Consider the following 24898-nt stretch of genomic DNA (forward strand, 5'->3'; position numbering starts at 1 on the left):
GTCTCAGCCGAGCGGGGCGGCCAGGCCCCAGCCCTCATCGAGCAGCCGGTCGACTGCCTCCAGGGCGAGACCCAGCCGGGCCGTGCGGTCGCCACGCACCTCCAGCCAGGGCGCGCCGCGACCGGAGAGAACCTTGCGGAACCGTTCGGTCATCCACGGCCGCAACTCCTCACCGTCACGCAGACCGTCGTCCTGGAACGGCACGTCCTCGTGGCCGGTGAGCAGGTACAGCGCTCTGGGCGGCATGGCGTCGGCGAGCAGGCGCACCGCTTCGGTGGTCCGGCCGACGTAGCGTTCCTGCCAGACGGTGGTGGCCAGCGCGTCGGTGTCGCACACCAGCACAGGCCCGCCGTTTCGGGCGGCACGATCCTCGTCGGCCGACTGGCGGGCGGCGACGGCCTCGAAGTCGGCGTCGCTCCACCCGAGGTCGAAAACGGTGGGCTCCGGCAGGCCGCGGCGGGCCGCCAGCGCGCGGGCCACGGCGAGCTTGGCGACGGTGAGTTCACGCCCGTACTCGGGAACCCAGCGGGTCAGCGCGTGCGGACCGCCACGCCGGCGCAGCGCCTCGGCCAGGTCGCGGGAGAGCGTGGTCGTGCCGGTGGACTCGGCGCCGAGCACCACCACCCGTCGGGCGAACCAGGCCCGTACCGGCTGCTCCAACGCGTCCCAGTGGCGCACCGGGTCGCCGCGGACCGCGGTGGCGGAGACCGCGAACGTCTCCCGTGGCGGGTCCAGGCGGACGTCCGCCGCGCTGAACCGGCGTGCCAGTTCGCCGCCGTACGGCTCAGAGGTGAACACCGCGTCCACCGGGACGGCCGCGTGCGCGGCGGCCGCCACCGCCTCACGCATCAGGGCGACGTGCCCCGCCCAGACGCTGTCGCTTTCGTAGTCCACCGGGATGTTGTCGACGACACCGGCGACGGCCACATGGGGACGGTCCGCGTGCGCCTCGCGCAGCCAGCCGACCCGGTCCGCCAGTGGTATCGACTCCACATCGGCCGCCATCACCACCACCGTGACGCGTCGGCAGCTCTCCGCCGCGGCGCGCACCAGGAAGTGGTGACCGGCGTGCGGGGGGTAGAACTTGCCGATGACCAGACCGTGGCCGAAGGGGGCGGTCACGCCCGCACCGGGGCCGCTGCGGTGGTGGACCGGCCGACGGCCACTTGCCGGCGCCAGTTGCGCAGTCCGAGCAGGCACATCGTCAGGAAGAGGATGTAGACGATGCCGGTCAGGTAGAGCAGCTTGGCGAAGTACAGCGGGATGTAGACCACGTCCGCGGCGATCCAGAAGTACCAGTTCTCGCAGGACTTGGTGTTGAGCAGCCACTGGGCGGCCAGTGAAAGCACGGTGGTGAGGGCGTCCCAGAACGGTGCGATGTCCTGGGCGCGGGTCAGGACCACGGTCAGGCCCCAGGTCGCGGGGACGGCCAGAAGCAGCAGCACGGCGATGGTGCGCGCGGAGGCATGGCCCATCCGGCGCGGCGAGCGGCGTTCGCCGCCGCGCAGCCAGGTCCACCAGCCGACGGCGGCGAGCATCAGGTAGACGACCTGCAGCACGGCGTCGGCGTACAACCGGGCACTCCAGAACAGGGCCAGGAAGAACAGGTTGTTGGCGATGCCGACGGGGAAGTTGGCGATCCGCGCCCTGACGGTGAGCCAGACGCAGGCCGCACCCGTGGCGAAGCCGAGCAGCTCCGCCCAGGTCACGGCATCGCGGCCGAAACCGAACAGCACGGTGTTCAGGGGCGCGACCATGTCGCCCAGGACGTCGCCGACAGCCATCGAGAGCTCCTTGCCCAGTAAATGTCAGCATGACGATAAAGGGTGGAGTCGTCGCCTGCCAAGCCCTTTCCGGCGGATCCGCGCAGCGCCGGAACGCTCACACCTCGTCGACGGCCGGCTCACGCACCCACGGCATGCCGCTCGGCGTCCCGCTATCCCGGGACACGGGTCACCGAACCCAGGGGCATGCCCCCACCGGGCCCCGGGGAGAGCGGAGAGATCGAGGCCGAACGCGCCACGCTCGCGGTTCTCCGCGACTCGGCGACCCGGGAAGCCGCGGCGGCAGGGATCCGCTCCGTGTCCGCCGATCACGCGGACGCTCTGAGGGAAGGCACCCCAGGCTTCCTCCGGAGAGGTGCCCGGACCGGCTGAGGCATCCGCCGGCAGACCTGACCATCCCTCGCGGCCCGAGGCGCACGGGCGGATCCCGCCACTGCGCCCGACCCGTTTCGCATCACCGTGAAATCCCTTACCCGAAAGCCCAGTTGGCGCGACGCAGGATCAACGGGATCCGTGTCGGCCGCGAACGTGAGGGACGCCCACGAGGCCACCGCCGCGACCCATTACAGAAGTCTGACGCGGGGCCCGGTCACCCCCTCCACCGCGTGACCGGACTGGTGTTCTTGGTGCAGACGCGGAGGGCCACCGTCCGCCGCCGCGTCCTCGACCGATCCACGCTCCGGGAGTTCGAGATGATCGAGCAGCTTTCCCTGAACGCCGCGATACCCTGGCAGGCGCGCCGCACCGCCGATGCCGCTCTCGGCGGTCACCGTCCCCCCGACCCCCACGCTCCGCGACTCTCGTGGGACCCGGCCTCCCTGGCTCATCTGCCCAGGGAGCAGTGGTGGCTGCTCCACCAGTTCGGCCAGGGCCCCGCGGCCGCACCCTCGCACTCCTGCATCCACCATCCGATCGAGGAATTCGCCGCGGCCCGGCCCCTGGCGGCGGCCGCCGAACACGAGGGCCGCACGCTGAACTACGGCGAGCTGGACGCACGGGCGAACCGGCTCGCCGCGCTGCTCACCGAGCAGGGTGTGCGCCCCGGCGACCGGGTCGGGCTGTTCCTGCGGCGCTCGCTGCCGATGCTGGTCGGCGTCCTCGCGGTACTGAAGACCGGTGCCGCGTACGTGCCCCAGGACGCGGGGCAGGCTCCAGCCGCGCAGGTGGAGCACGTGGTCCGGACCGCCGGCATCACGGTGGTGCTGACCACGTCGGCGTACGAGGGCGAGCTGGCGGTGCCGCCGGGCACCCGGCTGGTGGCCGTGGACAGGACGCTCGAGGAGCCGCTGCCCCCGCACACCCCAGGGTTCCGGCCGCTGCGCCCCGTTCACCCCGATGACGTCTGCTACGTGCTGTTCACGTCCGGCACGACCGGTCGCCCCAACGGGGTCGCCGTCACCCATCGCAACGTGTGCAACCTGCTGCTCACCGCTCCGGGCGACCTCGGGATCCGGCCCGGCTGGAGGGTCGGCCAGATCCTCAACATCGCCTTCGACATGGCCGCGTGGGAGATCCTCGGGGCGCTCGCCCACGGGGCGACCCTGGTCGTGCGGGGGACCGACACCGCGGCGGCGGTGCGCGACGCGGACGTGATCATCGCGACGCCCAGTGTGCTGGCGGCGATCGACCCGGGTGACTGCGCGCGGGTACGGGTGGTCGCCGTTGCCGGGGAGCCGTGTCCGCGTACGCTGGCCGACACCTGGGCACGGCGCTGCACCTTCTACAACGGCTGCGGTCCGACCGAGACGACGATCGTGAACACGCTCCAACGGCACTGCCCCGCCGCCCCGTCGCTGACGATCGGCCGCCCCACACCGAACAACACCGTCTACATCCTCGACCCGCGCGGCAGGCTCTGCCCGCCGGGCGAGGTCGGGGAGATGTGGGCGGGCGGCGACGGTGTGTCCGCCGGGTACCTGGCCGCCGCGGACCTGAACACCGAGCGCTACGCACCCGATCCGTTTCTCGGCGGCTCACGGCTGATGTTCCGCACCCGCGACCTCGGGCGCTGGACCGCCGAGGGCGAACTGGAGCACCTGGGACGCACCGACGACCAGGTCAAGATCCGCGGCTTCCGAGTGGAACTGGACGCCGTCTCCACCGTGCTGGAGTCGGTGCCCGGCTGCGAACGCGCCGTGACCCTCAAGACCGACGACCGCACCCTGATGTCCTTCGTGACGCCCGCCACGGTGGACGCGGACGCGGCCCGCGCGGCCGTCGCCGACGCGCTGCCCTACTACTGCGTGCCCACCGCGGTGCACCGTCTGCCGCACCTGCCGCAGACCGACCGCGGCAAGGTCGACAAGGCGGCGCTGCGCCGGCTGGCGATGCAGGGCGGCACCGCATGACGTCCTCCGCCCCGCCCACACGGGCACGCGGTCACCGGCACGACCCGGCCACCCCGGAGTCCGCGGCCGGACTTCCGGACCCGCTGCCGCCGCTGCGCCGCATGCTCAAGCATCCGCGTCTGATGCACTACAACCGGCTGATCGCCCTCGTCGTACTGGTCAACCTCATCGTCGCCGGAGCCGCCGCGGCCGGCGGGACCGACCCGCGGACGTGCGCCGACGCCGTACTGGCGAACCTCGCCCTCGCCGTCCTGATCCGGCAGCAGTACGTCATCAACGCGTTGTTCCGGATGGCCACCGCGGCCCCCGTCTCCTGGCCGCTGCGGCTGCGCTGGACCCTCGGCAAGGTCTACCACTTCGGGGGCCTGCACGTGGGCGGCGCGGTGTGCGGCACCGCGTGGTTCACGGCGCTGCTGGTCAAGCTGGCCATGTCCGGCGCGGACCCGGTCCTGCTGGCCGTCTCCCACGCCCTGGCGGTCCTGCTGGTCGTACTGGTCATCACCGCGCTGCCGCCGGTGCGCGGCCGGTTCCACGACGTCTTCGAGAGGGTCCACCGCTTCGGCGGCTGGACGGCGCTCGCCCTGTTCTGGTGGCACACCCTGCTGCTCGGGCACGGGGACGGCCGCACCCCGCTCACCGCTCCGCAGACCTGGGTGCTGGCGCTGGTGACGTTCAGCGTCGTCCTGCCGTGGCTGCGTCTGCGCAAGGTGCCGATCACGGTCGAACGGCCGTCCTCCCACGTGGCACTGGTCGGCTTCGACCACGGGCACACCCCGTTCGCCGGCTCGTCGACGGCGATCAGCCGCCGTCCGCTCCGGGAGTGGCATTCGTTCGCGAACGTACCCGCGCCCGGGCGCAGCGGCTTCCGCCTGACCGTGTCGCGAGCCGGCGACTGGACCGGATCGTTCATCGACGACGCCCCGGAGCACGTCTGGGTCAAGGGCATCACCACGGCCGGCGTTGCGAACATCGAGACGCTGTTCACGAAGGTGCTGTACGTGGCGACCGGCAGCGGGATCGGCCCGTGCCTGCCGCACCTGCTCGCCGCCGAGGTGCCCGCCCGGCTGGTGTGGGTCACCCGGTCCCCGCGGGAGACCTACGGCGACGCACTGGTGGAGGAGATCCTGACGGCACAACCGGACGCCACCGTCTGGGACACCTCCGAACGCGGCAAGCCGGACATGGTGCGGCTCGCCTGCGAAGCCCGGCAGGAGTGCGGTGCCGAAGCCGTGATCTGCATCTCCAACAAGCACGTCACCTGGAAGGTGGTCCACGGTCTGGAGCGCCTGGGCATCCCCGCCTACGGTGCGATCTGGGACTCCTGACCCGCGGGAGGGAAAACACAGTGAACGAACGCAAACCGCACCACATCGTCGTCGAGCGGGACGGGGCCGTGGTCACCGTCCACCTGCACCGTCCCGCCGTCCGCAACGCGCTGAGCAGCGCGCTGCTGGACGAACTCCTCGGCGCGCTCGCCCCGCTGGACGAGGACCCGGCGGTCGGGTGCTTCGTCGTCACCGGATCCGACGGCGTGTTCGCCGCAGGCGCGGACATCGCGGAGATGGCCGATCGATCGGCTCCCGAGATGGCGCAGGAGGACTACTTCGCCCGGTGGGAGGAATTCGCCGCCCTGCGCACCCCGAAGATTGCCGCAGTGGACGGATACGCCTTGGGCGGAGGCTGCGAACTGGCCATGATGTGCGACATCGTCGTCGCGTCCGACCGGGCGGTGTTCGGTCAGCCCGAGGTCCTGCTCGGTGTCATGCCCGGCATCGGCGGGACGCAGCGGCTGACGCGTCTCGTGGGCCGGGCCAAGGCCATGGACCTCATCCTCACGGGGCGTCGCATGAATGCCGAGGCAGCCGAACGCGCCGGCCTCGTCTCCCGGGTGGTGCCGACGGCCGAACTCGCGGGAGAGGTGGCCGAGATCGCCGCCACCGTGGCCGGGCTTGGCCGCGCCGCGGTGCGCGCGGCCCGCGAGGCCGTGGACCAGTCCCTGGAGGTGGGACTCAGCCACGGACTCCGGTTCGAGCGCCGCTCGTTCCACGCGCTGTTCGCGACCGAGGACCAGAAGGAAGGCATGCGGGCGTTCCTCCAGAAGCGCCCGCCCACGTTCACCGGGCGCTGACGAGCCTCTCCGGTGCCCGCTCCGGCCGGGCACCGGGAAGGCTCAGCCGTCCGGCAGAGCTCTTGGCACTCCGGCAGCGGTTCGTTCCTGGGGCGGCTCGATCACCGTCCACGGCTCATCCGTCAGCCCAGGACCGCGCACCGCGAACAGGCCGACGCCCCACTGACCTCGCGGACACGACCTGGTCCGGCTGGGCACCCTGCCCACCGGGTGACCCACGCTCCGCAACCGTAGTGCCGGCGCCCCGTCCACCCGATCTCGTCCCGGAGCCGATCACTTGTGCCGCGCGGACGGCGGCGCAGGAGCTGTGTCGCCGAGATCCTGGAGCGGGGCGGGATCGAGCAGTACACCGGGGTTCAGGACGCCGGCCGGGTCGAGCGCCCGCTTCGTGGCGCGCAGGGCCAGCGCGAAGGGTTCCGGGCGCTGGCGGTCGTAGCCGGGCCGGTGGTCGCGGCCGACCGCATGATGGTGGGTGACGGTCGCGTCGAGGTCGTGGAGGACGTTCATGGCCGCGGACTTGATCTCGTCCCACATCGCCACCTCCGCGCCGCGCCTGCCCGGTGCGATCACGGTGAAATAGGGCGCGGGGCCGTCCGGATAGACGTGTGTGAAGCGGCAGTTGATCGTGCCGGCCGTGCCCGTCACCTCCTTCAGGACCTCGGCCAGCCGACGGCGCACCGATGCGTACAGCTCCGGTGCGCGGTCCCAGGTGCAGGCCGTTTCGAAGGTCTCGCTGATCACGCTCATACGGGCGAGCCCATCGCGGAGGTAGGGCATTCTCAGAAAGGCCGAGCGCCAGGTGTCCGCGGCAGTGTCCGCGCCGCCGGATTCCCCCACGGTGGGTGTGCCGCCGTGGTCACGGGCGAGGGTGAGCAGTTCGGCCAGACGTTCCTCGACGCGGGCGTGTGCCGACTCCACCCCGAGGACGAGGACGCTCTCGCCCTGGTGCGTGATTCCGGCCAGGGCGGCCTCCCCCGGGTCCAGGAGTCGGCAGTTCGCCGGGTGCAGACCCGACTGCGCGACGGCGCGCACCGCGTCCATGGCGGCACGCATGTCGTCGAAGACGACCGTGGCAGACGCCTTGTGGGGCGGACGTTCCTGGAGTCGCATCCAGGCCTCGGTGATCACACCGAGCGTGCCTTCGGACCCGAGGAACAGCCGGTCGGGGGAGGGGCCCGCGCCCGACCCCGGTACCCGGAGCGACTGGTTGACTCCGACCGGGGTCACCACACGCAGCGACTCCACGAGGTCGTCTATGCGGGTGTGGAGCGTGGCGTAGTGGCCTCCCGCCCGCGTCGCGAGCCATCCGCCCAGCGTGGAGAACTCGAAGCTCTGCGGAAAGTGCCGCAGGGTCAGTCCGTGCGGTCTCAGCCGCGCCTCCAGGGCGGGCCCCAGCACGCCGGCCTGGATTCGCGCGGCGCGGCTGGTCCTGTCGATCTCCAGCACCTGGTCCATCGCTGAGAGGTCCAGGGACACCACGCCGCGATGCCGGCCGGCGCGGTACTCGACTCCGCCGACGACCGAACTGCCGCCGCCGAACGGCACGACCGCCACGTCGGCGCTCGCCGCCCATTCGAGGATGTCGATGACGTCCTGCTCGGTGCGGGGGCGGGCGACTTGGTCGGGTGCCGCCGCGAGGTCCCCCCGGAGTGCGCGGACCACGTCGCGGTACGCCTTGCCGTACGTGTGCGAGGCGCGGTCCCGGGGTGCGGCCGACATCAACGGGTCGAGTGCGGTGGGCGGTGCCACACGCACCTTCGGCAGGGTGAGCGCGGAGACGTCGGGAACGGGCAGCGGAGCGGTCGCCGCGCCGGGGAGCAGGCGCCCGAGGGCGGTGCACTCGGCGCCGGACAGGGCCCTGTTCTCGGTGCCCCAGCCCCACCAGGAGCGGCGCGGGGTGCAGCCGGCAGAGGGCGCCTTCGTCGTGGTGGTGTCGGACATGCCAATTGACCTCTCGGTAATTTACCTCTTGGTAAGTTACTGCAACGTATAGTTCTGTCATGGCAACCGCAAGAACCTCGACCCCACCGGATCCGCCGGACGGCGATCGGGAACGGAACCGACCGGGAGCACGCGCGGGGACCAAGGGCGTGCCGCGGGTCCACCGGGAACAGCAGATCCTCGGCGCGGCCGTGGAGGAGTTCGGACGGCATGGATACGCCGCGGCGTCCATGGCCGAGATCGCCCGCCGCGTGGGCGTGACGAAACCCCTGCTGTACACCTACTTCGGTTCCAAGGACGGCCTCTGCACGGCCTGCGTCGACCGCATCGGCCCGCAGCTGCTCGAGGCGATCGAACGGGCCATGGCCTCGAAGCCACCGGAGAGCGGGCTGCCCCACACCGTGCTCACCGCACTCTTCCAGGCCCTGGAAGGGCAGCGGCACGCCTGGTTCGTGCTGTACGACCGGACCCTCCCGCCCGGCTCCGAACCCTGGCGCGCGGCCCGACGCCATCGCGAGGCCGTCGACGAACTGGCAGCCGCCGGCACGGCCGCCCTGCTGCACGCCCAGGGAAACGACGACGCCCGGGACGCGGACGCGCTCAAGCACATCTGGACGGGCACCGTCAGCGCACTGCTCGGCTGGTGGATCTCCCACCCCGAACTGTCCGCGCAGGACATGAGCGCCCGCTGCGCCCGCCTGCTCGCGGCCATCCGGAACGGTGCCTGAAACGTGCGGAATCGGTGGGCGGCAGGAGGGAGCAAGGGCGGCTGCTGCCGCCCCGGGCGCGCGCCACCCGGTACGACGAGCACGATCGCGCCCACATCGCAACCACCGTTCCGCGACGGGCGACCCCTGACTGGCGCGGCACTAGTCGTCGGTCAGGACGGTTTCGTGCACGGTGTGGAGCGTCGCGTTCGAGGTGGTGCGCTCCAGACGGAGTCGGGCCGAGCGGTCGCGCAGAGTCAGGGTCATCAACTGGTTGCCGAACCAGGGGCCGCCCTGCTTGCGCCAGCTCACCGGAGGCCGGGGACAGCGGCCGTGCCGGGCGAGGAGGCGTCCCAGCAGACGGGCCGGTGCGCTCCAGCCGAAGCGGAAGCCGATCCGCATCATCAGGGGCACGGAGTTGTGCACGGGCGAGCAGGTGAGCTGGACGACGGGCAGGTGGGGGCCGCCGGACCGCCAGGACGCCTTGGCGAGGTAGCCGTGGTGGACGTCGCCGGACAGGACGCACACGGTCGCGGGGGCGGCCGGGGCGGTACCGGCCTCGGCGATGAGCTCGGCGAGGTCGGCGAAGGAGCGGGGGAAGGCAGCCCAGTGCTCCAGGTCGGCTCCTCGACGCAGCCGTTCGCCGAAGCGGGCCCAGCGCCCGCCGCGTTCCCCGGCGCACAGGGCGGAGTTCCAGGTCTCGGTGTCGTGGACCAGGTGCGGCAGGAGCCAGGGCAAGGAGGTGCCGATCAGGAGGTGGTCGTAGGCCTGCCCGTCGGGCAGTACCTGCTCGCGCAGCCAGGCGGCTTCGCCGGGGTCGAGCATGGCGCGCCGCTCCTCGGCGAGGACTCGCGCGGCCCGGGAGTCCACCATCACGATCCGGACCTGGCCGAAGTCGCGACGGTAACTGAAGCGGACCGAGGCTGAGTCGGCGTCGGCCCGTTCGGCCAGTGCGCGCAGTGCCGGCGTGCCGTCCGGCGCTGCGTGGACGGCGGCCCAGGTGGGGTCGTCGGCCAGTTCCGCGGGGGAGAGGTTGCCGAGGTGCTGGTGGACCCAGTAGGACATCAGGCCGCTCAGCAGCCGTTCCTGCCACCAGTCGGTGGTGCGCATCTCGGCGAGCCAGGCGGCGGAGGTGTTCCAGTCGTCGACGATGTCGTGGTCGTCGAAGATCATGAGGCTGGGCACGGTGGACAGCAGCCAGCGAACCTCGGGGTCGAGCCAGGATTCGTAGTAGAGGTGACAGTACTCCTCGTAGTCGGTGACCTGGCCTCCGGGCGGCCGCTCGAGGTCGCGGCGGCCGGCGAGCCAGCGCCGGGTCTGCTCGGAGGTCTCGTCCGCGTAGATCTGGTCGCCCAACAGGAGCAGTACGTCCGGCCGCTCGGCGTCCGGGTCGGCTGCCAGACGGGTCGCGAGGGTGTCGAGGGCGTCCGGGCCGACCGGATCCCTGCCGTGGGCCGGGGGCGTGGCCCAGCGGCACGAACCGAAGGTGATGCGGACGGCGTCGCCGGGGGCGGGCGAACGGATGACCGAGGGCGGGAAGGGGGAGTCGGGAAGGGGCCACACCGTGGTGCCGTCCAGGAGCACCTCGTAGGAGGGTGCCGTACCGGCCCGCAGGCCGGTCACCGTGACGAGCGCGTAGTGGTGCCCGGCCACCTGGAAGGTGGAAGCCGTGCCCACCGCGCCGTCGGAGCAGCGCACCCGTACCGTGCAGGACTCGCTGGTCTCGACCCACACCGTGGCGAACGAGCCGTCGGTGCACCTCAGCAGTGGTCCCAGGCGCAGTTCGGCCACTTGATCGCCTTCCTGTCTCGCGCATAGGGAACGGAACGACCGTAGCGCAACAGGGGAAGCCGGAGTCCGCGCCACCCATGAGCCGTGGGCGCGACGCGGCTGGGATTCGCTCGATGCTGAAGTTCTTCGAGCTCGACGGCCGCTTTCCCCGGTCCGGCATTCTGCGGAATCAGATTTGTCGGGTGGTTCAGCCATCCAGGGCGTCGGAGTCCCGCCTGTCACTGGTCAGGAAGCGCACGTCCGCCACCGATTCGAGCACCGAAAGCCTCCGCGAAATCCCGTTGGCGGAACCACGGCAGCCACTGCTACGTTTCCGGAGGCCGTGCAAGAGAGCGAGGAGGTGGTACCCGTGAACGTATCGACATGGGTGCTCTCCTCCGGGGTCACGGTCGGGCAATAGGTCGTCCGGGAGCGCCGTTCAATGGCACTCCCGAAAGGCACGACCATGCACTTCACTTCTGAACGGCGTCTCGACGGCGCTGTCCTCGAGCGCGAATTCACCCTCGGTGAGATCCCCGGCATCCTGTGGACGCCCGCATCCGCATCCGCGTCCGCACCGGCGCCGCTGATCCTGCTCAGCCCCCCTCCTCTCGTGCTGCGCAAGACGTACCCCCGGCTGGTGGCTCGGGCCCGCCACGCTGCGGCGGACGGCTTCGCCACGGCTACCATCGAGCTCCCCGGAAGCGGCGACCGGCCCCGCTGGCCCGGCGCCGAGCAGGCCCGCGCCGACCTGCGCCGGGCCATGGAGGCCGGCGATCCGGTCAGCGACGAGATCATCGACGCCCTCGTCCTCCCGCTCGTCGACAAATCGGTCCCGGAATGGCAGGCCGCCCTGGACGCCCTCCTGTCGCTGCCCGAGATCGGCGGCCCGGTCGGTTACTCGGGGGGAGTGATCTCCATCGGGACCCGGCTGGTGGTGGTCGAGCCGCGCATCTCGGCCGCTGTTCTGTTCGCCGGGAGTTTCGTCCCCCGGACCATGTTCGAGGAGGCCCGCCAGGTCACCATTCCGCTGCACGTCCTGCTGCAGTGGGACGACGAAGGGAACGACCGGCAGGCGGCCCTGGACCTGTTCGACGCCTTCGGCTCCAAGGAGAAGACCCTGCACGCCAACATGGGCGGGCACACCGGCGTCCCGCAGTCCGCAGGCGACGAAGCGGGCCGATTCCTCGCCCGGCACCTGAAGTGACGCCGGGCCGTCAGGCCACCAGCGGACGGTAAGCCGTGTCGGCCAGGACGCTGGCCATCTGGGGACGGGTCCCGGCCCTCGTCGGCTCTCCACAGCACGGGCCCCTGCCAGACTCCCGGCAGGGGCCCGCACGGCCCGAAGTCGTGAACTGCTCGACGTCTGCGAAGCTTCGCAGGCTGCCGAACGGCGCGAACACCGTGCTCCACTACGGCAGGGACGGCGCCCTGACCGGACCCGACAAGGAGCACGCCGACACCTCGATGCGCCCTGCGCCTGCTGTGGTCCGCGCTCGTGCACGTCAACACCCTGCTGGTGCGGCGTATCCTCGCCGAACCCGGCCGGGCGAAGAAGCTGACCGACGAGGACCGGTGCGGCCCGACCCTCTTGTTCCGGTCGAACGTCAACCCGTACGGAACACTCCGTCTGGAGAGGGGCACTCGCCTCGACCTCGGTCGGCCGGCGACCCTGCCGGTGCGGGGAAGTGGGCCACGCCCCAGCCGGCGGTCAAGGACGACGAGCGACATCCCGTGACCCACCTCAGCCTGGCAGCGCGTCCTGAAGCTGCGTCAGCTCAAGTGTGCTCAGCTCGAGGTCCGTGGCCTTGGCCGAGTCGGTGACGGAGGCAGGGCGGCTGGCGCCCGGTACCGGGATCACCGCCGGGGAGCGGGCGAGCAGCCAGGCCAGGGCGATCCGGTGCGGGCTGACGCCGCGCTCGGCTGCGATGCGATGGAAGGCGGTACCGACCGAAGTGGGCCCGGAGGGGCCGTCGAGGGAGCTGCGCGCGATGCCGCCCAGCGGGCTCCAGGGAAGAAATGCCAGCCCCAGCTGTGTGCTCAGCTGCAGCTCTGCCTCGCTGTCGCGCACGGCCGGCGAGTACTGGTTCTGCACGGAGACGAGTCCGTCGCCGAGGATCGCATGCGCTTCGCGGATCTGGGCGGTGGTGACGTTGGAGATGCCGGCGGCGCGGATGGTGCCGGCGCCGAGCAGGTCGCGCAGGGCGCCGACCGACTCCGCCCAGGGCACATCGGGGTCGGGCTTGTGCAGCCGGTACAGGCCGATCGCGTCGACGGCCAGGCGCTTGGCGGACGCCTCGGCAGCGAGCTTGAGATGTTCCGGGTTGGCGGTGACCGTCCAGCTGCCGTCGCCGGGGCGGCCGCGGCCGCCCTTGGTGGCAACCAGCACGCCGGAGGTGTCGCCGCCGTAGCGGGCCAGGGCGCGGGCGATCAGCAGCTCGTTGTGGCCGACCTCTCCGGCGTGCCAGTGGTAGCTGTCGGCGGTGTCGATGAGTGTGACGCCGGCGTCGAGGGCGGCGTGGATGGTGGCGATGGCCCGCGTCTCGTCCGGGCGATGCTCGATGGACAGCGGCATGGCGCCCAGGCCGATGGCACTGACGGTGGTGTGGGCGATGGTGCGGTATTGCATGCTGGCCCTGTTCCTCAGGTGGTGGACGGTTCGGCGGTGAGGGCCTCGGTGACGGCGCCGGGCAACCAGTCGGTGGTGCGGGAGAGGGCGAAGCCCAGCTTTTTCGCCCGGGCGTTGCTCATGGCGTAGTGGCGGTCGAACGAGAACGGCGACGCCTGCCCGCCTGCAGGGACCGTGCGGTAGACGGGCGTCCGGCCGACCTGGGCAGCGACGATCGTGGAGAGGTCGCCTACGTCCAGCGGCCCATCGGAGCAGGCGTTGAGCGGGCCGGTGAAGTCCTCTGCGGTCGCCCACAGCAACAGGGATGCCAGCTCCTCGTAGTGGATGAAGACCGTGGGCTGCGCGTGTGCGTGCACAGTGATCTCTTCGCCGCGGATGATGCGCTCGGTGTAGTGGGCGAGTCGGCCGGTGAACTCCTGCGCGCCGCCGCCGAGCACGTGGGCGCTGCGGACAGTGGCGAAGGCGAACGAGCCTTCCTGTGTGAAGACGGCCTCCGCCTGGCGCTTGCCCTCGGCGTAGTGGGCCTCCAGGTAGGCGTCGTCGAGCCAGGGCAGGTCCATGGCCACCAGCCAGGTGGCCGGGTCCACGGTCTCCTCCGGCACCGGCGTGCCCGCCGGGGTCGACGCCAGTGCGGCGGTCGCCGGGTCGTAGACCTCGATCGTGGACGTCATGACGTAGCGCCGGGTGCGGCCGGCGAAGGCGCGGGCGGCTATCGCGGCCTGTACGGGCGTGTAGCAGACCTGATCCACCACGACGTCGAAGGCGCGTGAGCCGAGGGCGGCCGTCAGGGCCGACTCGTCGTTGCGGTCGACGACGAGGTGCTCGACACCGGCGGGCGGCCGGGTGGACCCGCGGTTGATCACCGTGACCTGGTGACCAGCCGCCTGCAGGCGTTTGACCAGGAGCTTTCCAAAGTACCGGCTTCCGCCGATGACGCAGATCCTTTGCATCCCCCCACCCTGGACGTCTACGGTCATCAAAAGAAGTGCTGACTTACTGGCCTTGCATTAAGGAAAACTGTTGATCGACGTGCACCGGCTCCGCATCCTGCGGGCAGTGGCAGAGCACGGCAGCTTCAACCGGGCTGCCGCCGCCCTGCACCTCACCCCCTCGGCCGTCTCCCAGCACGTGGCCGCCCTGGAACGCAGCCTGGGCGCCGAGGTCGTCGTCCGCAGCACCCGCGGCGTCACCCTCACCCCGGCCGGTCAGATCATGGTCGGCGCCGCCGAGTCCGTTGCCGCCGAGCTCGAACACGCCCGACAGCAGGTCGACCAGCTCAACACCGGCCGCGTGCAGCTCACCGTGGCCACCTTCACCAGCGGCGGCCGGCTCCTGCTGCCCGGCGCCCTCGCCCGGCTCAGGCCCGCTCACCCCCGCACGGTGCTCCACGTCCGGGAAGGCGAGCCCGAGGACACCCTGCCCCTCGTTCGCCAGGGCGCCGTGGACGTTGCGCTCGCCTATCACTTCGACGGCCCGCTCCCGGTTGGGCCAGGACCCAGCTCCAGCCTCGAATGGACCCCACTTCTGGAAGACCCCCTGCACGTCGTCCTGCCAATGGGACATCGCCTCGCCGGCCGCGACGTGCTCGACCTCACCGAGCTGGCAGCCGAACCGTGGGTGCTCGGCTGCCTGAAGACCGAGTCCTACCTGCGCCGCTTCGCCGAGCGCGCCGGATTCGCTCCGGAGGTACGCGGCACCACCACCGACTACTTCTTCGCCCGCTCTCTCGTCGCCGCAGGCATGGGAATCTCGCTGATCCCCTCCATTGCCCTCACCCCGGAAATCCCGGGCCTGCGCACCGTCCCGATCAAACCGCCGGGGCCGAGCCGGTACATCGGTGTCGCCGCGATCAACTACCGGGATCGGCCCCATGTCACGACGCTCATCGAAGCGCTCCGTGAACAGGCGATGCAGCAGCACCGGTAGAGACGCTGATCCGCTTCGCTCCGGGCGGCCCTGACCGATTGCCGGCGACGTCGGCGTCTCATGGGTGGTCGCTCGTGAAACAGGCGACCACCTGGCGGTCCACCTGCGGTGATCATTTTTCATGAGTTGCCGCAGACGAGCGGACGCTCACTGACACGGCGGTGGTATTTCGCTGCCACGCAGCTGTCGTGGGCGGCCCGCTGCCGCGAGGGCGGCACATCGCGTGCAAGGCGTTACAGGAGGGAGTGTCTGCCCCGGCGGATGACCTGATGGGCTGCCTGGCGTAAGGCTGCGAGGGCGGGGCGGTTGCGGTTTCGGGGCAGCCAAGCGAGCGCCGCGGTGAACAGGGGGAGATCGCTCACGTTGAGGTAGGCCGTGCCGGGGCGGGGGAATAGGTGACGGGCTGCGGCGGGGAGGAAAACGATGCCCTGGCCACTTGCGACGGCCAGCAGCATTGCCTCGAGATCGGCCACGGTCATTCCATAGCGCACGGGTGTGCCGTCGGGGCGGGGGTTGACGGTCCAAAAATCCCACCACGCGCGGGGGACCCCGGGGGGCATGTCCAGCATGGTGTGATCGGCGAGTTGTGCGAGGGTGGTCGACGTCTGGTCTGCCAAGGGATCGCCGGCAGCCATGCACGCTACGCGCTGGTCGGTGGCCAAATGCAGGCTCTGAAAGCCAGGCGGCAGTGGAGGAAGGAGGAAGGCGGCATCAGTCTCGCCGCTCACCAGCGCCTCAACCTGTTGGGTGAACCCGAGGTTGCGCATCTCGAAGGTGACGTGGGGATGGCCGGCGCGCAGGTGGGCGAGGATGGCGTGGGTATAGGGCATCGCGGCCTCACCGCCGATGGCCCCGAGTACCAGGTGCCCGGACAGCTCACGGGCCTGCAGGCCGGCGGCCTGATTGAGTTGCGTCATGGCCGCTATGACGGAGCGGATGTCCGGGAGCAGAGCTTGTCCGGCGGGGGTCAGCTCCACCTTCCGGCTGGTGCGCTCGATCAGAGGCACACCGATCCGCTTCTCCAAGGCGCGTATTTGTTGGCTGAAAGCGGGCTGCGTCATGAACATGCGTGTGGCCGCCCGGCCGAAGTGCAGCTCTTGAGCCAAGGCTAGAAATAATCGGAGTTGATGCGTGCTCGGGTCCCGGCGCGCGTCATGGGCGGGCAGAGAGGACGCGCTCACTTCGTCGTCATCGGTCATACATGAAAGTGTATCGATCCGGTTCGGAAGGTGACGGTCTTAGGGGTACCGGGCTGGTGTCGCTTCGATGGAGGATCGTGCAAGACCTCGGGAGAAATGGAAAACCGGGGCGACACCAGAGAGGGCAAGAAGAATGAGGGTTTCCGCTATTCGGCTGGCACGTATGGCAGTTTCGGCCGGTGCTGCTGCTGCTCTCCTCATCGGAGCGTCCGCATCAGCTGGGGCTGACGGTCAAATGGCATACGCGAAATACGGGGCGGGGAAGGGATACTTCAAAGCCTACGGGGACTACTTCTACATCCAGGACACCAAGTCGGACGGTCACTCCGCGGTGATCCAGTGGAAGGCGGCCGGCCGGGAAGGAGACGATTGGGATCACAACGGTGCGAACAACGGCTGGACGGTGGCCAACCGCAACTTCCCGGAAGGGGCGACGGTCCAGTACCGAGCGTGCTGGGGCGAGTGGGGAACTCAGTACATTCAGCTGTCCAGCTGCTCGCAATGGGTGACCACCATCAACGACAATTGACCTCGACTCGGCAGTACCGACAGGCGTGATTCCTGGTCATTGACGCGTTCGTCGTGGTCATGAGGGCCGACGCGGTCGAACGCAGCAGCAGCCACGCCGTCCCCGATGGTTGAGGCGCGTGGCTCTGGGGCACCTGACGTGACTCCGGTCCGCTAGAGGACTGTTGACCGGCGCCGGCCCGTACCGCTTCGTCTCGGCCCGGCGTCGACGTCAGGTGCCGGCTCCGCTCCGCAGGCGTGTCGCCCCAGTGAGCCTGTGACGTGGAACACGTTGGCACCGCGTGAGCGTGGGCCGCCGGCGCCCTGCTGGTCCTTGCGCACCTGCGCCCCGGCCATACCTACGCCCGGCTCGCAGCCGGGTTCGGCGTCGGCACCACGACCGCCTACCGGTACATCGCCGAGGCCATCGATGTCCTGTCTCACACCGACCCTCGCCAAGCCGGCCGTCCGCTACGAGGCCCCCGTGCTGGTGGCGGTACTGAGTGAATGGCTGTGACCGGCAGCGAAGCCGCCCTCATCGGTCACCTCATAGCCGGGCACAGAAGGCCAGCGGATCGTCAGAACGACGGACTCTTCCTCCGCGAACCAGGAGTGATCGACGCCCCGACCCCACACGACGTAGTCCCCCTGCCGAGCCAGGAGAACACTGCGCCCGGGCAGCTCCACCCGGAAGCGCCCGCTGATGAGGACCAGCAAGGCGGTGCGCTCCTCGCCCGTCACCCACTGAGCCCGCCTATCGCCCTGCGGGTGAACGCCCCATTTGACCTCCACGGCCACGCTATGCCGAGGATCGGAGGCTTCCTTGAAATGCCCCAGCAGCCACCCCCGGTCCAGCGCCGCGTCGCTGCCCGCATTGCCCACATACACGCTGTCGGTCATGACCCCGGAAGGTAGCAGCCGACCGCACCAGCACTCCCAGGGGCAACTACTGGCATCCGGGTCTACGGCACTGTTCGGCCCCGGGCTTATGGGCCGACGCAGGACACACCCTCACCGCGCCTGACGACGATGTGCGATGGCCGGAGCAGCAGACTGCGCAGCGTCGGCTTCATGACCTTGAAGGGAGCGTCTGCGTCCGGGCAGGCCGCGGTCGGCGACCACCGCCAGGGACACAGGAGCGCGGTCCGACATCTCGACGTCATCGAGACCGGCACCGACTCCTACCGCCTCGCACACGCCAAGAACCGACAGAGCAACGGATGACCGGCCAGCCCAACCCCGTCTACCTCAGAGGGAAGGAGGCCCGCTGCCGCCACCGTGTCCCGTCGTGGACCAGCAGATCGACCGACGAGACCTGCGCGACGAAGGGGAGACCGGTGAGCAGATCGGCCTCGGCCTTCTCCAGCACAGCCTCGCTTTGGCCCTGGGCGATGGTCAGATGCGGAACAACATCGTCGAACTGCCCGCCGAATGGAGGGTATTCCGGCCACCGCTCCACGATCGCCTCTGTGAGACGCCTGAAGCCAGTCTCCGATTCCGGGGCGACATACAGCACTCCAGGGAACCGGCCGCAGTGGTCGAACCGGGCCTCGAAGGACTGGTGTCGGCCCAGGACCTCGCCGACGGCGGCGCAGACACCCTCGTCAATGAGGCTCGTGTCGAGGAACGGGAAGAGCACGGTGACATGCGCCGGAACGCCCGCACCGGCCGAGGGGTCAAACCGGTCACGCCACGCTCGCACCAACGGCTCCGCCTCCGGGACCCTCACGATCAGCCCCGACTGCCCTGCCCGGAATCCCTGCGCGTCGTCATCCGCCATCGCATCTGTCTATCAGCAGACCACATCCGGCGGCGCCCCGAATGAATCGCCGCCTTGCCGAGGAAGGACGGAGCACGACCCAGGCGCACCGGTGGGGAGAAATCACCGTGACAGATCATGCCCGCGAGATCACCAAGGGGGGCCACGTCCCGCTGTCGACCGGGGCCGGCTCACATTGTCGAAGCGGGGATGGGTTGGGAGTCACGTCAAGGCGGTACGGGTAGGCGGTGCCCCAGTCGTGCGCGGTAACCCCTGTGGGATGCGCGCTTGGGCCGTCAGGCGGGTGTCCACGCGCTCTCCAGCCAGCGGGACGCACGAACAATCGTCAAGAGCTGCGGGCAGGTGGGCTAGAAGAAGCCGATGGTGTCCTTGAGGAGCCGCAGGGCCTTTGCAGGGATTGTCGCGTTGTCGCGCCATCTCTTCTCGGCCTGCACGCTGATGACGGTGACGCCCGCGTTTCCGGCCGGGTTCTCGGCTGGCGACAGGTGACCGCAGGCGATCAGGACGCCGATGCGGCAGACGGCGACGCCCAGTTGCCGGGCGGCCTCGGGCTGGGACAGCCACGCGTCGTCTTCCACCCGGACAGCCCGCAGCAGATTGGAGCAGCGGCGCTGGTCTGGCGCGATCATCAGGCGATCCTCGCTTCAGGCCGCTCCGTCAGGACGACCTTCTCGAAGCGGGCGCCAGCGCGGACCAGGGCGACGAGGTGCGCTCCCCTGATCGCGCGCCGGCGGGTCTGGGCGGACTCGACGAGCTTGAAGACCATCGGAAGGGCCGCGGCCGGACTGCCGGCGCGGTCCCTGCGTTGTAGATCTCCTGCACCGCCCTCGTCGCGCCCGGCTGTGCGGACTGCGGCAGGGCGTTCGCGACGTGCCGGGCCCTGTGGACCCGGCACCGCTGATGGCGTCCGGCCGGGAAGACCTCCGCCGGCGCCTTCCTCAGCCAGCCTCATCGCGCCGTCGCCGACGACCAGTTCGGGATCGCGCATGCCGCGTCTGCGGCAGTCGCGCAGCGGGTCGGCCCACCCCTCGGCCGACTCGCGCAGCCCCTCGGCCGGCGCGATCAGTTCCTCGGTGCCGTCCTGGCACACCCCCATCAGCACCAGGACGCACGAGTGCGCCTGCTCGAGACGGACCTTGGGGTGCACCCCGTCGGCCCACACGTAAACGTGGTCGCTGTCGGCTGGGTCGCGCTGCGAGCATCCCGCGGGCGTCCTCGCGCACGATCCCGTCGATCAGGGAGCGGACTCGGTGGAACCGTCGGTATTCACTACGCTGAGCCACGGGTGTGCCCTCCCGCCCCGCGCTGCGAACGCCAGCCTACTCGGTGACCATCAAAGCATCATTCGGGAAGGTACGTCCTCTGCGTCCTCCCACGGCCGATCCACAGGTCTTGAGCATTGCCCGGGGGCCCCGGCTTATACCCTGCACTCATTCGACGATCGGACGATCACGGGTACGGGCCCACGGGCACGGGGCGGGCGTCCAGGGGCGGGAGCGCGGGGACTTCAATGAGTGACGAACATCCGATACAGAGCCGCAGACAGGGCCTCTCGGTCGGTGCGCGCATCATCGCCGGGGTCGTCCTCGTCGCGATCGGGGCCGTCAGCGCCTGGCTCCAGCACGACCCTCCCGGCCGGAGTGCGCAGCCGCGTACGGAGTTCACCGCGAACAACCCGCCCGCGGGTCTGCCCACCGCGCTCACCACCGGCCAGCACCTCCACTGGTCCCGCTGCACCTCGCCGCCCAGCGCGCGCACGGGCTACGACTGCGCCGCCATGAAGGCCCCCCTCGACTACCGGAAACCGGACGGCAGGACCATCGACGTCGCCCTGGTCCGCCGCAAGGCCACCGGCCCGAACGCCCGGCGCATCGGCTCGCTCGTCCTCAACTTCGGCGGCCCCGGCGTGTCCGGCGTGAGCGGACTGCCCGAGCTCCTCGACCAGTACAAGCCGCTCCTCGACCGCTACGACCTGGTCTCCTTCGACCCGCGCGGCGTTGGCGCGACCATCCCCGTGCGCTGCGGGAAGACCGCGGACGACACCGGCTACGACGGGGCCGGCGCCTGCGCCGAGCACTCGGGGGCGCTCCTCCCGTACGTCGGCACCTCGCACACCGCGCGCGACCTCGACCTGATGCGCTATCTCCTCGGCGACGAGCGGCTGCACTACTTCGGCGTCTCGTACGGAACGGCGCTCGGCGCGGTCTACGCCCACCTGTACCCGTCGCACGTCGGACGGCTCGTCCTCGAGGCGTCCGTCGATCCGACCGAGGACCTCGACGAGGAGCAGGTGTCGCAGGTCAAGGCGGTTCAGGCGGCGTTCGACCGCTTCGCTGCACACTGCGCGGCCCGTATCCGCCGCTGCCCGACCGGCGACGGTCCCGAGGAGGCCGCGCGACGCATGGCGCGCCTGGCCGACCGCCTGGAGAAGAAGCCCGCCCCGGCCGGCGGCGGAAGGGATCTCGACGCCAACGGTCTCGCGTACGCCGTCAGCGACCATCTCGACCTCGGCGCAGACGGCTGGTCGCCGCTCGCCAAGGCCCTCACCGCGCTGATCGACCGCAACGACGGCCGTCCGCTGAGCAAGGGCGCGCACGGCACGGGCTCCGCCGACCGCGCGGCGACCCCGCGCGACAGCAGCCGCGCCGCCCAGACCGCGATCACCTGCGCGGACTCCAGCCTGCGCCCCGGCTTCGAACGCCTCGACAGGGACGGGGCACGCATCAAGGCCGCCTCACCCGTCTTCGGCGCTGCCTGGTCCTCCGGCGTCTACCTCTGCTACGACTGGCCGTTCGACGGCGAGCGCGCCACGCCTCAGGTGAACGCCGACGGCGCGGCACCCGTCCTGGTGGTCGGTGGCACCGGCGACCCGACCACCCCATACCCCGGCGCCCGCCACATGGCCCGCGCCCTGGGCGACGGCGTCGGCGTGCTCCTGACGGCCGAGGAGGAGGGCCACGGCACATACCCGCAGAACCGCTGCGTCACGGAGACGGTCGACCAATACCTCCGCACGGGCCGCACTCCGGCCCCGGGGACGGTGTGCCGGGGCAGCATGTCCTGATGCCCGTACGACTCCGCCGGGCGGCCGTCAGCACACCGGTTCGCTCGCAGGTGCCGCGGGCATGCGCCATCACGCCACCCGGTCCACACAGGGGAGGATTGAATCCCTCCTCCATCCCGTGCCCACCGGCCCGCCCGTCCGCACCGTGTGTCGCGGACGGGCAGCCGATGGCGCCGACTTCGTCGGCCGGTCACCTCAGTGAGACCGCGTCCCCGGCGGACGTGACCCGCGCCGTCGTCGTGGTGCCGGGAAAGTGCCAGCGCCAGCGACCGGCCGAGGTAGCCGTGACCTTGGCGGTGAGCTTCCCGGAATCGCCCGTCCGCACCGTCTTCACTGTGCGGTAGTGGGCGGCGCCGGTCGCCTTGAACTGGAGCTTCACGTCCTGGCCGGCGAACCCGTGGTACTTCAGGTGCTCCCAGTTCGCCCGGGTCAGCTTGCCGGAGACGGTGAGCCTGGCGCCCTTGGCGACGGGCTCGGGCGCGGCATCCGCGGTGAGCTTGGAGGCACGCTTCATCCTGAACTCGGCGATGTCGTCAGCGATCCAGTAGTCGCCGTCGTTCGCCTTGACCGTGGCGTTGACCTGCCAAAGGCCCGCCGCGTGGTCGACGTCCTCGGGCAGGCTGCCGGGAAGCCACTGCGGCGCTGTCGTCATGGTGGCCGTGCACACCGAGGTGGTGTGGCTCTTCTTCACGCACTTGGTGCCGGTCCAGTCGCTGAAGCCCCAGCCGTTGCTCTTGTTGAACACGCTGACGTGCGACAGACCCTTCACCCCGGAGTTGTCCCGGATGGTGATGGCGATCGGGTAGGTGACGCGCCGGGCCAAACACCGCAACCTCGCCCGCTACCTCTTTCTCCACCCGGCCGCGCGAAACCTCTTCGGCGACTGGGACCGTCAGATCACCGGCTGCGTCGCCCGGCTGCGCGCCGTCGCCGGCACCGCCCCCGACGCTCCTGACCTGACGAACCTGGTCGGTGAACTTCTCCTCAAGAGCCCCGACTTCGCTCGGCTGTGGGAGCGATACGAGGTCGCCGGCCGCAAGCCCGCGCAGAAGACCTTCAACCATCCCCGCGTCGGCACGGTCACACTCACCTCCCAGTCCATGCAGCTGGAAGGCACCCCCGGCCAGCGCATCGGCGTCTACACCGCCGAACCCGGCACCCCCGACCATGACGCCATGATGCTGCTCGACATGACCGCCTCCGCAGCCGCGCCCAGCCAGGAAGTCCCGCGCGCATCGCCCTGACCGTTGCTCGCAGACGGTCCACACCAGCGGGCGGGCAGTTCGAGTCCGTCTGCCGCGGCGGTTTTGGCGGACGCGCTGAAGAGGGCCGTGATCAGTGCGGTGTCGTACAGGTGCATGCCTTCGGTGTCCTCGAGTCGCAGGCCTCAGAGCGTGAGACATCGGCCGTGCGCAGAGGCCGGCGTGCGACCGCACGCCCGAGTCTGAGCGGCGTGACCAGTGGCTGACGGGGCATTCGGTTGAGCGAAAGGGCAGTGGAGCTGCATGCCACGGAGTGTTTGGAGACAGAGATGGTCATCGGCATCGTGATCGCCGCTTGTGTGGTTCTGGCCGTGCTGGCGTTCCTGCTTCCGCGTTTCTCGCGCCACCCGCAGAACGGAGCCCAGCGTGGCCTCGGCGCCGGCTCGCGTGCCGGATCGAAGGCGCCCGGCATCCTGGGGCGCCTGCTGGGCAAGTCGTTCAGCTCCAGCTCGCGGGCGGTGGGCCGCAGTGGTGCCGCCGGACGCCAGGCCCGCGGCCGTATGCCGTTCTGAGCCAGGGTTTGGCCGGGGTGGACGCTGGAGCGTCAAGGGCCTGCCGCGAAAGCGACGGTGGTTGTTCGGCTCCGGCATCCCACTCCCCGCGGGCGCTGTCGGGGGGCGGGGAGAGAGTGATTTCGGCTCAGAAGCCGGGCTCGCAGGGGTACTTCCGGTCGGCCTCGATCGCCACCGTCAGTCGATTCTCGGCCAAGGGCAGCGGGCAGGCGGTCCGGTCCGTGTACACGCTCACGACCCTCTACCGCGGCGCCCACAGCGGTCGGCCGGGGCGTGTCGAAGGGGGCGCAGTGGCCCGTCACGGCTCGACGCTGGGCGGGGGGCGTGGGCGGGCCTTCCAGCGAAGGCTGTGCGTAGAGGTGCGTCCGGGGTGCCGGGGCGTACGATGTCGCATCCGTCGCGCCTGGCGACCTCGATGACGACGCCTCCCCCCACGAGCCTGGGCGCCGCCGCGCGCGGGCGCGCCGAAGCGGCGCTCGCCACGCACCGGGTCCGAGCTGCGGCATCAGTCCTCGCACGGCCGGGGAAGCTCCCCTCACGAAGCCCCCGCAGATGGCTGGAGGCGCAACCGGGGACCGCGGTGCCTCGGTCAAATCACCCTGGATCAAGCGCAGTTGTGCCTGTGTCCGCCGCGACGGCGGGCGATCGGCGTGTGGCCGGATCCGAAACACCCGACCGGGTCATGACCCGGCCTGCACGGAGCTTCCCGCTGCGGCGCGTCGTCGTGTAGTACATGAGCACGATCAACGAGGTGCGCGTGACGACCTCGTACGTGGGCTGCCACACGAGCCTTCGGGGGGAGGCAGCCGTGCGGGGCAGTGGCGCCGGCAGGGAGCCGGTGCGGCCGAAGGGGGAAACGGTGGCCTATCTCGTGGAATTGCCGGTCGAGGGGGCGGACGGGCAGACGGAACTGGTGAAGGTCCAGGTCGAGGCGAACGGCGACGGCCTGGTCAGAGTGGCCAGGCCCGGACAGGTCGTCGCGCGGGCCACACGATCGTTGGGTGAGATGGTGGCTGCGGTCAGGCCCGTCGCGCAGAACTTCGTCGAGGGCTTCCGGAACATGGCCGGCAGGCCGGACGAGATCAGCGTGGAGTTCGGCCTGACCCTGTCGGCCGAGGCCGATGTGGTCATCTCCAGCACCTCTGCGCAGGCCAACTTCAAGGTCGCGCTCGTCTGGAACAAGCCCCCGGCGCACGCCGGGAACACCACCGACGCGGACGAGGCCGCTTCGTGACTCCGGCCGGACCGGATGACGCGACTCCTGCTTGTCTGAGCTCCGACGCCTCGACGGCGGATGCCCCGGGACCGGGTCACCTGGTCTCCGCTCCCGCCGCCGACGTA

General features: G+C 70.6%; 23 protein-coding genes and 3 pseudogenes. 13 read left to right on the forward strand and 13 right to left on the reverse strand.

Features of this window, described 5'->3' with window-relative positions; genetic code table 11:
• Nucleotides 1-3: 3 nt before the first annotated feature.
• Nucleotides 4-1122 carry an AAA family ATPase gene (locus MXD57_RS22965; RefSeq protein ID WP_250403649.1) on the reverse strand — a complete coding sequence of 373 codons (1119 nt, stop codon included), beginning with the start codon at nucleotides 1120-1122 and terminating at the stop codon, nucleotides 4-6.
• Nucleotides 1119-1784, reverse strand: coding sequence for a nicotinamide riboside transporter PnuC (gene pnuC, locus MXD57_RS22970; protein WP_250403650.1), 666 nt, complete (start codon nucleotides 1782-1784; stop codon nucleotides 1119-1121). The genes MXD57_RS22965 and pnuC overlap by 4 nt, the downstream gene beginning before the upstream one ends.
• Before the next feature lie 605 nt (nucleotides 1785-2389).
• Here pnuC and MXD57_RS22975 point away from each other — a divergent pair.
• The 3 genes from MXD57_RS22975 to MXD57_RS22985 are packed head-to-tail and all read left to right on the forward strand — an operon-like array spanning nucleotide 2390 to nucleotide 6260.
• Nucleotides 2390-4132: an amino acid adenylation domain-containing protein gene (locus MXD57_RS22975; protein WP_250403651.1), complete on the forward strand. Its 1743-nt coding sequence runs from the start codon at nucleotides 2390-2392 to the stop codon at nucleotides 4130-4132.
• Nucleotides 4129-5457, forward strand: a complete 1329-nt coding sequence (locus MXD57_RS22980) for a hypothetical protein (protein ID WP_374114742.1) — start codon at nucleotides 4129-4131, stop codon at nucleotides 5455-5457. The genes MXD57_RS22975 and MXD57_RS22980 overlap by 4 nt, the downstream gene beginning before the upstream one ends.
• Nucleotides 5458-5477: 20 nt before the next feature.
• On the forward strand, nucleotides 5478-6260 hold the full coding sequence (locus tag MXD57_RS22985; protein ID WP_250403652.1) for an enoyl-CoA hydratase-related protein: 783 nt from the start codon (nucleotides 5478-5480) through the stop codon (nucleotides 6258-6260).
• A 273-nt stretch (nucleotides 6261-6533) separates the two neighbouring features.
• Here MXD57_RS22985 and MXD57_RS22990 read toward each other — a convergent pair whose 3' ends face one another.
• Complete coding sequence (locus tag MXD57_RS22990) at nucleotides 6534-8201, reverse strand: FAD-binding oxidoreductase (RefSeq protein ID WP_250403653.1); 1668 nt, start codon at nucleotides 8199-8201, stop codon at nucleotides 6534-6536.
• 59 nt (nucleotides 8202-8260) lie between these two features.
• Between MXD57_RS22990 and MXD57_RS22995 the strand changes: the two genes are divergently transcribed.
• The gene (locus tag MXD57_RS22995) at nucleotides 8261-8929 is read left to right on the forward strand and encodes a TetR/AcrR family transcriptional regulator (RefSeq protein WP_284505961.1); all 669 of its coding nucleotides are present in this window, start codon (nucleotides 8261-8263) and stop codon (nucleotides 8927-8929) included.
• Between the two features lie 141 nt (nucleotides 8930-9070).
• Here the strand turns inward: MXD57_RS22995 and MXD57_RS23000 are convergent, their stop codons facing one another.
• Entirely contained in the window at nucleotides 9071-10699 is a 1629-nt protein-coding gene (locus MXD57_RS23000) for an alkaline phosphatase D family protein (RefSeq protein ID WP_250403654.1), read from the reverse strand.
• Between the two features lie 445 nt (nucleotides 10700-11144).
• Here MXD57_RS23000 and MXD57_RS23005 point away from each other — a divergent pair, with 445 nt between their 5' ends.
• Nucleotides 11145-11885: an alpha/beta hydrolase gene (locus MXD57_RS23005; protein WP_250403678.1), complete on the forward strand. Its 741-nt coding sequence runs from the start codon at nucleotides 11145-11147 to the stop codon at nucleotides 11883-11885.
• Between the two features lie 537 nt (nucleotides 11886-12422).
• Here MXD57_RS23005 and MXD57_RS23010 read toward each other — a convergent pair.
• Nucleotides 12423-13307: an aldo/keto reductase gene (locus MXD57_RS23010; protein WP_250403655.1), complete on the reverse strand. Its 885-nt coding sequence runs from the start codon at nucleotides 13305-13307 to the stop codon at nucleotides 12423-12425.
• Nucleotides 13308-13321: 14 nt separating this feature from the next.
• Nucleotides 13322-14257, reverse strand: a complete 936-nt coding sequence (locus MXD57_RS23015; protein ID WP_250403656.1) for an NAD-dependent epimerase/dehydratase family protein — start codon at nucleotides 14255-14257, stop codon at nucleotides 13322-13324.
• 70 nt (nucleotides 14258-14327) lie between these two features.
• Here MXD57_RS23015 and MXD57_RS23020 point away from each other — a divergent pair, with 70 nt between their 5' ends.
• Nucleotides 14328-15233 carry a LysR family transcriptional regulator gene (locus MXD57_RS23020; RefSeq protein WP_250403657.1) on the forward strand — a complete coding sequence of 302 codons (906 nt, stop codon included), beginning with the start codon at nucleotides 14328-14330 and terminating at the stop codon, nucleotides 15231-15233.
• 233 nt (nucleotides 15234-15466) lie between these two features.
• On the opposite strand, the gene MXD57_RS23025 is transcribed toward MXD57_RS23020, so the two are convergent.
• Nucleotides 15467-16432, reverse strand: a complete 966-nt coding sequence (locus MXD57_RS23025) for a LysR family transcriptional regulator (RefSeq protein ID WP_250403658.1) — start codon at nucleotides 16430-16432, stop codon at nucleotides 15467-15469.
• A 235-nt stretch (nucleotides 16433-16667) separates the two neighbouring features.
• On the opposite strand from MXD57_RS23025, the gene MXD57_RS23030 reads away from it, so the two are divergent.
• Together MXD57_RS23030 and MXD57_RS23035 are read left to right on the forward strand one after the other, a co-directional pair.
• Entirely contained in the window at nucleotides 16668-16961 is a 294-nt protein-coding gene (locus tag MXD57_RS23030; RefSeq protein ID WP_250403659.1) for a hypothetical protein, read from the forward strand.
• A 259-nt stretch (nucleotides 16962-17220) separates the two neighbouring features.
• A pseudogene (locus tag MXD57_RS23035) lies at nucleotides 17221-17401 on the forward strand (helix-turn-helix domain-containing protein); the annotation flags it as partial.
• 9 nt (nucleotides 17402-17410) lie between these two features.
• Here the strand turns inward: MXD57_RS23035 and MXD57_RS23040 are convergent.
• Nucleotides 17411-17839, reverse strand: coding sequence for a signal peptidase I (locus tag MXD57_RS23040; RefSeq protein WP_250403660.1), 429 nt, complete (start codon nucleotides 17837-17839; stop codon nucleotides 17411-17413).
• A 171-nt stretch (nucleotides 17840-18010) separates the two neighbouring features.
• Between MXD57_RS23040 and MXD57_RS23045 the strand changes: the two genes are divergently transcribed.
• Nucleotides 18011-18163 carry a hypothetical protein gene (locus tag MXD57_RS23045; RefSeq protein WP_250403661.1) on the forward strand — a complete coding sequence of 51 codons (153 nt, stop codon included), beginning with the start codon at nucleotides 18011-18013 and terminating at the stop codon, nucleotides 18161-18163.
• A 19-nt stretch (nucleotides 18164-18182) separates the two neighbouring features.
• Here the strand turns inward: MXD57_RS23045 and MXD57_RS23050 are convergent, their stop codons facing one another.
• The 3 genes and pseudogenes from MXD57_RS23050 to MXD57_RS32175 all read right to left on the reverse strand — a co-directional run.
• A complete protein-coding gene (locus MXD57_RS23050) occupies nucleotides 18183-18719 on the reverse strand; it encodes a 2'-5' RNA ligase family protein (RefSeq protein ID WP_250403662.1) in 537 nt (178 codons plus the stop codon).
• Between the two features lie 347 nt (nucleotides 18720-19066).
• The gene (locus MXD57_RS23055) at nucleotides 19067-19348 is read right to left on the reverse strand and encodes a DNA-binding protein (protein WP_250403663.1); all 282 of its coding nucleotides are present in this window, start codon (nucleotides 19346-19348) and stop codon (nucleotides 19067-19069) included.
• Nucleotides 19348-19911, reverse strand: a pseudogene (locus MXD57_RS32175) (transposase); the annotation flags it as partial. The pseudogene MXD57_RS32175 and the gene MXD57_RS23055, both read right to left, overlap by 1 nt.
• A gap of 318 nt (nucleotides 19912-20229) precedes the next feature.
• Between MXD57_RS32175 and MXD57_RS23065 the strand changes: the two are divergent.
• Entirely contained in the window at nucleotides 20230-21783 is a 1554-nt protein-coding gene (locus tag MXD57_RS23065) for an alpha/beta hydrolase (protein WP_250403664.1), read from the forward strand.
• A 190-nt stretch (nucleotides 21784-21973) separates the two neighbouring features.
• On the opposite strand, the gene MXD57_RS23070 is transcribed toward MXD57_RS23065, so the two are convergent.
• Complete coding sequence (locus tag MXD57_RS23070; RefSeq protein ID WP_250403665.1) at nucleotides 21974-22606, reverse strand: hypothetical protein; 633 nt, start codon at nucleotides 22604-22606, stop codon at nucleotides 21974-21976.
• Here MXD57_RS23070 and MXD57_RS23075 point away from each other — a divergent pair.
• A pseudogene (locus MXD57_RS23075) lies at nucleotides 22605-23027 on the forward strand (MmyB family transcriptional regulator); the annotation flags it as partial. The gene MXD57_RS23070 and the pseudogene MXD57_RS23075 overlap by 2 nt on opposite strands.
• 287 nt (nucleotides 23028-23314) lie before the next feature.
• Nucleotides 23315-23557 (forward strand): DUF6411 family protein, encoded by a 243-nt coding sequence (locus MXD57_RS23080; RefSeq protein WP_250403666.1) that lies wholly within the window; start codon nucleotides 23315-23317, stop codon nucleotides 23555-23557.
• Between the two features lie 127 nt (nucleotides 23558-23684).
• On the opposite strand, the gene MXD57_RS31865 is transcribed toward MXD57_RS23080, so the two are convergent.
• The gene (locus MXD57_RS31865; RefSeq protein ID WP_308290889.1) at nucleotides 23685-23792 is read right to left on the reverse strand and encodes a DUF1684 domain-containing protein; all 108 of its coding nucleotides are present in this window, start codon (nucleotides 23790-23792) and stop codon (nucleotides 23685-23687) included.
• Between the two features lie 498 nt (nucleotides 23793-24290).
• Between MXD57_RS31865 and MXD57_RS23085 the strand changes: the two genes are divergently transcribed.
• Nucleotides 24291-24791, forward strand: coding sequence for a CU044_2847 family protein (locus MXD57_RS23085; protein WP_250403667.1), 501 nt, complete (start codon nucleotides 24291-24293; stop codon nucleotides 24789-24791).
• Nucleotides 24792-24898: the final 107 nt, after the last annotated feature.

This window comes from Streptomyces cellostaticus (genome assembly GCF_023630175.1).
GTDB lineage: Bacteria > Actinomycetota > Actinomycetes > Streptomycetales > Streptomycetaceae > Streptomyces > Streptomyces cellostaticus_A.

Excerpts from the sequence above, each read along its gene's own strand:
- MXD57_RS23045 (WP_250403661.1), top strand. The coding sequence starts at position 18,011 with ATGACCTTGAAGGGAGCGTCTGCGTCCGGGCAGGCCGCGGTCGGCGAC.
- MXD57_RS23080 (WP_250403666.1), top strand. The coding sequence starts at position 23,315 with ATGGTCATCGGCATCGTGATCGCCGCTTGTGTGGTTCTGGCCGTGCTG.
- MXD57_RS23015 (WP_250403656.1), bottom strand. The coding sequence starts at position 14,257 with ATGCAAAGGATCTGCGTCATCGGCGGAAGCCGGTACTTTGGAAAGCTC.
- MXD57_RS23055 (WP_250403663.1), bottom strand. The coding sequence starts at position 19,348 with ATGATCGCGCCAGACCAGCGCCGCTGCTCCAATCTGCTGCGGGCTGTC.
- MXD57_RS22990 (WP_250403653.1), bottom strand. The coding sequence starts at position 8,201 with ATGTCCGACACCACCACGACGAAGGCGCCCTCTGCCGGCTGCACCCCG.
- MXD57_RS22995 (WP_284505961.1), top strand. The coding sequence starts at position 8,261 with ATGGCAACCGCAAGAACCTCGACCCCACCGGATCCGCCGGACGGCGAT.
- pnuC (WP_250403650.1), bottom strand. The coding sequence starts at position 1,784 with ATGGCTGTCGGCGACGTCCTGGGCGACATGGTCGCGCCCCTGAACACC.
- MXD57_RS23010 (WP_250403655.1), bottom strand. The coding sequence starts at position 13,307 with ATGCAATACCGCACCATCGCCCACACCACCGTCAGTGCCATCGGCCTG.
- MXD57_RS23065 (WP_250403664.1), top strand. The coding sequence starts at position 20,230 with ATGAGTGACGAACATCCGATACAGAGCCGCAGACAGGGCCTCTCGGTC.
- MXD57_RS23025 (WP_250403658.1), bottom strand. The coding sequence starts at position 16,432 with ATGACCGATGACGACGAAGTGAGCGCGTCCTCTCTGCCCGCCCATGAC.
- MXD57_RS23030 (WP_250403659.1), top strand. The coding sequence starts at position 16,668 with ATGGCATACGCGAAATACGGGGCGGGGAAGGGATACTTCAAAGCCTAC.
- MXD57_RS23005 (WP_250403678.1), top strand. The coding sequence starts at position 11,145 with ATGCACTTCACTTCTGAACGGCGTCTCGACGGCGCTGTCCTCGAGCGC.
- MXD57_RS23040 (WP_250403660.1), bottom strand. The coding sequence starts at position 17,839 with ATGACCGACAGCGTGTATGTGGGCAATGCGGGCAGCGACGCGGCGCTG.
- MXD57_RS22980 (WP_374114742.1), top strand. The coding sequence starts at position 4,129 with ATGACGTCCTCCGCCCCGCCCACACGGGCACGCGGTCACCGGCACGAC.
- MXD57_RS23085 (WP_250403667.1), top strand. The coding sequence starts at position 24,291 with ATGAGCACGATCAACGAGGTGCGCGTGACGACCTCGTACGTGGGCTGC.
- MXD57_RS23050 (WP_250403662.1), bottom strand. The coding sequence starts at position 18,719 with ATGGCGGATGACGACGCGCAGGGATTCCGGGCAGGGCAGTCGGGGCTG.